At 73.0% G+C, this 4704-nt stretch carries 3 protein-coding genes and 1 pseudogene; all 4 read left to right on the top strand.

Annotated elements, in window-relative coordinates; genetic code table 11:
* The coding region (locus AB0O00_RS30175) for a tetratricopeptide repeat protein (protein ID WP_363657129.1) at positions 1 to 1480 on the top strand (1480 nt) is incomplete at its 5' end.
* Positions 1481 to 1742: 262 nt separating this feature from the next.
* A complete protein-coding gene (ald, locus tag AB0O00_RS30170) occupies positions 1743 to 2858 on the top strand; it encodes an alanine dehydrogenase (RefSeq protein ID WP_363657128.1) in 1116 nt (371 codons plus the stop codon).
* A gap of 335 nt (positions 2859 to 3193) precedes the next feature.
* The gene (locus tag AB0O00_RS30165; protein WP_363657131.1) at positions 3194 to 4360 is read left to right on the top strand and encodes a ParA family protein; all 1167 of its coding nucleotides are present in this window, start codon (positions 3194 to 3196) and stop codon (positions 4358 to 4360) included.
* Positions 4357 to 4704 (top strand): annotated as a pseudogene (locus tag AB0O00_RS30160) (hypothetical protein); the annotation flags it as partial. The gene AB0O00_RS30165 and the pseudogene AB0O00_RS30160, both read left to right, overlap by 4 nt.

The raw sequence follows: 4704 nt of genomic DNA, 5'->3' as shown, positions 1-4704 counted from the left end.
CGCCGCCCGGCCCGCCGCGCTGCGGCTGATGGCCGGCTGGCTGCGCGGCAACCCGAAGACGGCCGTCACCGAGGCGGCGCGCGAGCTCGCGGGCGTCCTGAGCGAGGAGGCGGCCCGGCCGGCGGCGGACCGGAAGAAGGGGGCGAGGGACGGCGCGAAGGACACTCCGAACGGCGTGGCGACGAACGCGCTGAACGACGCGGCGAAGGGCGCCGCGAAGTCCGTCGCGAACGTGGGGAAGAAGGAGGAGAAGGCGGCGCCCGCCAAGAACGTCAAGGGGGTGAAGGGCCCCAAGGACGCGAAGGGGGCCGGGAGCAACGGCCCGGCCGCGGCGCCGGAGCCGCCCACCGTGCCGGCCACCGACCCGGCGGCCTGGGTCAAGCCCGCCCCCGAGCCCGCCGAGCCCGTGCCCGTCCCCGACAACGACCCGCTGGTCGGCGCGTTCACCATGGTGTACCGCACGCTCCCGGCCGCCCAGGCACGGATGCTGCGCACCCTCACCCTGGCCCCCGCCCAGACCGCCGACCTGCGCACCGCCTCCGCCCTGGTCGGCTGCCCGGCCCCGGACGCCGCCGCGACGCTGGCCGCGCTCGCCGAGCGGGAACTGCTCGCCGAGGAGCCGCCGGCCGCCGACGGCACGCCGCGCTACCGGGTGCCCGCGCGGATCTACCCGCGGCTCGTCCGGCTGCGCGAACACGAGGACCGGCCCGCCGAGACCGAGCTGGCCAGGGCCCGGCTGCTGGAGCGGATGGTGCGGCTCACCGAGTCGGCCCGGGCGCTGCTCGACCCGGCCGCCGGCCCGGCGCCGGACCCGCTGCCCGCCGCGCTGCGGCTGAGCTCGGCCGCACACGCCCGGGAGTGGCTGCTCGGCGAGCGGGACCTCCTGCTCGGCGCCGTCGGCGACGCGATCGGCCAGGGCGACCTCGACGGCTCGGCCGGGCGGCTGGTCACCGCGCTGCTGCGGGCGCTGCCGCTCACCGGCGGTGCCGGGCCCGCCGACCTCCACCGGCTGCACGAGCTGGTGCTGACCGTCGCCGAGCGTAACGGCCGGCCCCGGCGGGCCTCGGCCGCGCTGCTCAACCTGGGCGACCTGCAGGCCGCCGCCGGCCGCTGGGAGCTCGCCGGCAGCCGCTACCGGGCCGCCCTGGAGTACGCCCGCAGCGTCGGCGACCAGCCGCTCTGCGCGCGGGCGCTGGAGGGCGCGGCCGGGTGCCACCGGGCGCTCGGGGACGCCGTGCGCGCCGCCGACTGGTACGGGCGGGCGCTCGGGCTGCGGCAGTCGATGGGGGAGCAGGCGGCCGAGGCCCGGCTCCTGGCCAGGGTGGCCGAGGCGCACACCGCGCAGCGCCGTTTCGAGGAGGCCGAGCGGGAGTACCGCGCAGCCCTGGCGGTGCTGCGCAGGCTGGGCGACGAACGGGGTCAGGAGGCCGTCGGGGCCAGCCTGGCGGACCTGCGCGAACGCCTCCATACCGGGTGGTGATGGGCGCTTCGGGGGTATTGTCTTAGTTGTCCGGTTCGGACACCTTTGATGGGAAGATCAGGGCGGAAGCCTACGAACCTGCCAATGTGTCCGGCAAAATTAGTCACTTTGGAAGGCTGACACGCCGACTGGGCTTCATTACACTCGAACTCAGTCGCGCAGCGATCCATGCCCCGGGCTGCCCCCGGAGGCTTCCCCCCGTGCGCGTCGCCCGCCGGTCTTCTCCGGTAGGGACCCCCATGGCAAGAGGACGTGTTTAGCCGTGAAGGTCGGCATCCCCCGCGAGGTCAAGAACCACGAGTACCGCGTGGCCATCACGCCCGCCGGCGTGCATGAGCTGGTCCGCAACGGACACGAGGTCTACATCGAGGACAACGCCGGTGTCGGCTCCTCGATCCCCAACGAGGAGTACGTGGCCGCCGGTGCCACCATCCTCCCCACCGCCGACGAGGTGTGGGCCACCGCCGACCTGCTGCTGAAGGTCAAGGAGCCCATCGCCTCGGAGTACCACCGCCTCCGCAAGGGCCAGACCCTCTTCACGTACCTGCACCTGGCGGCCGACCGTGCCGGCACGGACGCGCTCGTCGCCTCCGGCACCACCGCCATCGCGTACGAGACCGTGCAGCTCGGCAACGGCGCCCTGCCGCTGCTCGCCCCGATGTCCGAGGTCGCGGGCCGCCTGGCCCCGCAGGTCGGCTCCTACCACCTGATGAGCCCGGTCGGCGGCCGCGGCGTGCTGCCCGGTGGCGTGCCCGGCACCCACCCGGCCAAGGCCGTCGTCATCGGCGGTGGCGTCTCCGGCTGGCACGCGGCCACCATCGCCATCGGCATGGGCTACGACGTGACCCTGCTCGACCGCGACATCAACAAGCTGCGCGAGGCCGACCGCATCTTCGGCACGAAGATCAAGGCGATCGTCTCCAACACCTTCGAGCTGGAGAAGGCCGTCATCGAGGCCGACCTGGTCATCGGCGCCGTGCTGATCCCGGGCGCCAAGGCCCCCAAGCTCGTCACCAACGAGCTGGTCTCCCGCATGAAGCCGGGCTCCGTGCTCGTCGACATCGCCATCGACCAGGGCGGCTGCTTCGAGGACTCGCACCCGACCACGCACGCCGAGCCGACCTTCCAGGTCCACAACTCGGTCTTCTACTGCGTGGCCAACATGCCGGGCGCCGTCCCGAACACCTCCACCTACGCGCTGACCAACGCGACGCTGCCGTACGTCGTCGAGCTGGCCAACCGCGGGTGGAAGGAGGCGCTGCGCCGTGACCCGGCGCTCGCCAAGGGCCTGAACGTGCACGAGGGCCAGATCACCTTCCCGGCCGTCGCCGAGGCCTTCGGCCTGGAGTCGGTGTCCCTGGAGAGCGTGCTCGCCTGAACACCCTGACCGCACGGCGGTCGTTCGCCCCCGACCCTCTCCCCTCGGGTCGGGGGCTTCGCCGTGCTCGTGAACGGCCGGTGGCGTGGGCGGGTCGCTCTGTCGTCAATTTCCGTCGGTCGTGTCACCCCACCGCACGCCGGCGCAGAAACGTTAGGGTCAACCAGCCACTCATCCCTTGACAGCGGCCTGCCCGATAGTCGACACATCATGCCCACTACCGTGGATTGTGTTGCTGCGAACGCCTTGAACGGCCTAGAGTCGCAAACCGTCGGCTGCTGCCACGCTGACGAATCGACATAGAGTCCTGGATGCCCAAGGAGGTAAGACGACTTGTGAATGAGTCGACATTTGCTCCCGGGGGTGGTCAGCCAGGACTGGCGGAACACACCGCCGGCCAGCCGAGTGAGGAGTCCGGGGCCCGGCAGCCCTCCGTGGGCTCGGCCGAGGTCGGCTCGGTCGCACTCCGTACTTTCGAAGCACGCCAGAACACAGCGCAGGTGACCACGGTGACCGATCACGACACCGACTTGGCGGCCTACGGCCTGGCCTACGGCGAGTTCGCCTACGGCGCCTACGACGACCCGGACGCCGAGTACGAGCCGGACCCGGAGTACGCCGCCACGCTGGCCCCCGACGCCGCGCGCCAGCGCCGCGAGCGGGTCGGCCCCACCGGCCGTCCGCTGCCCTACTTCCCGATCCCCGCGCCGGTGGCCGAGCACGGCCCCGCGCAGATCATCGCGATGTGCAACCAGAAGGGCGGCGTCGGCAAGACCACGTCGACCATCAACCTGGGCGCCGCGCTGGCCGAGTACGGCCGCCGGGTGCTGCTCGTCGACTTCGACCCGCAGGGCGCGCTCTCCGTCGGACTCGGCGTCAACCCGATGGAACTCGACGTCACGGTCTACAACCTGCTCATGGAGCGCGGCCTGACGGCCGATGAGGTGCTGCTCAAGACCGCCGTGCCGGGCATGGACCTGCTGCCGTCCAACATCGACCTCTCCGCCGCCGAGGTGCAGCTGGTCAGCGAGGTGGCCCGGGAGTCCGCGCTGGCGCGCGCCCTGAAGCCGCTGCTGCCGGACTACGACTACGTCATCATCGACTGCCAGCCGTCGCTGGGTCTGCTGACGGTCAATGCGCTGACGGCCGCTCACAGCGTCATCGTCCCGCTGGAGTGCGAGTTCTTCGCGCTGCGCGGCGTCGCGCTGCTCACCGAGACCATCGAGAAGGTCTGCGAGCGGCTCAACCCCGAGCTGCGCCTGGACGGCATCCTCGCCACCATGTACGACTCGCGCACCGTGCACAGCCGCGAGGTGCTGGCGCGCGTCGTCGAGGCGTTCGGCGAGCACGTCTTCCACACCGTCATCGGGCGCACCGTGCGCTTCCCGGAGACCACCGTCGCCGGCGAGCCGATCACCACGTACGCGACCAACTCGGTCGGTGCCGCCGCCTACCGCCAGCTCGCCAGGGAGGTGCTCGACCGGTGCCGCCCCGCCGAGTGAGTCTCCCGGGTGCCGACGAGCTGTTCCGGACCACCGGCGGGATGGCGCTGTCGCCGTCCCTCGCGCCGCGTCCGGCCGCCGAGGCATCCAGACCGGAGACCGCGAGGGCCGGCAACGGCAGGGACGGCGCCGAGGGCACGCAGGACGCCCAGGGCACCGGTGAGACGGGACGCCAGTCGTCCCCGCAGGACCAGCAGGCCGCCACCGTCCCGGCGCCCGCGCAGCCGCCCGTGCAGCGCTCCGTCGTGGCCCCGGCCGGCAAGACCGTCCAGGGCGGCCGCGGCGCCGCCGCGACCCCGGCCGGCGCCCCCGCGACCGCCCGGCACGCCGGGACGGCCGAGGAC

The organism is Kitasatospora sp. NPDC093558 (genome assembly GCF_040683475.1).
In the GTDB taxonomy this organism is placed as follows: domain Bacteria; phylum Actinomycetota; class Actinomycetes; order Streptomycetales; family Streptomycetaceae; genus Kitasatospora.
This window is presented reverse-complemented; position numbering and strand designations above follow the sequence as displayed.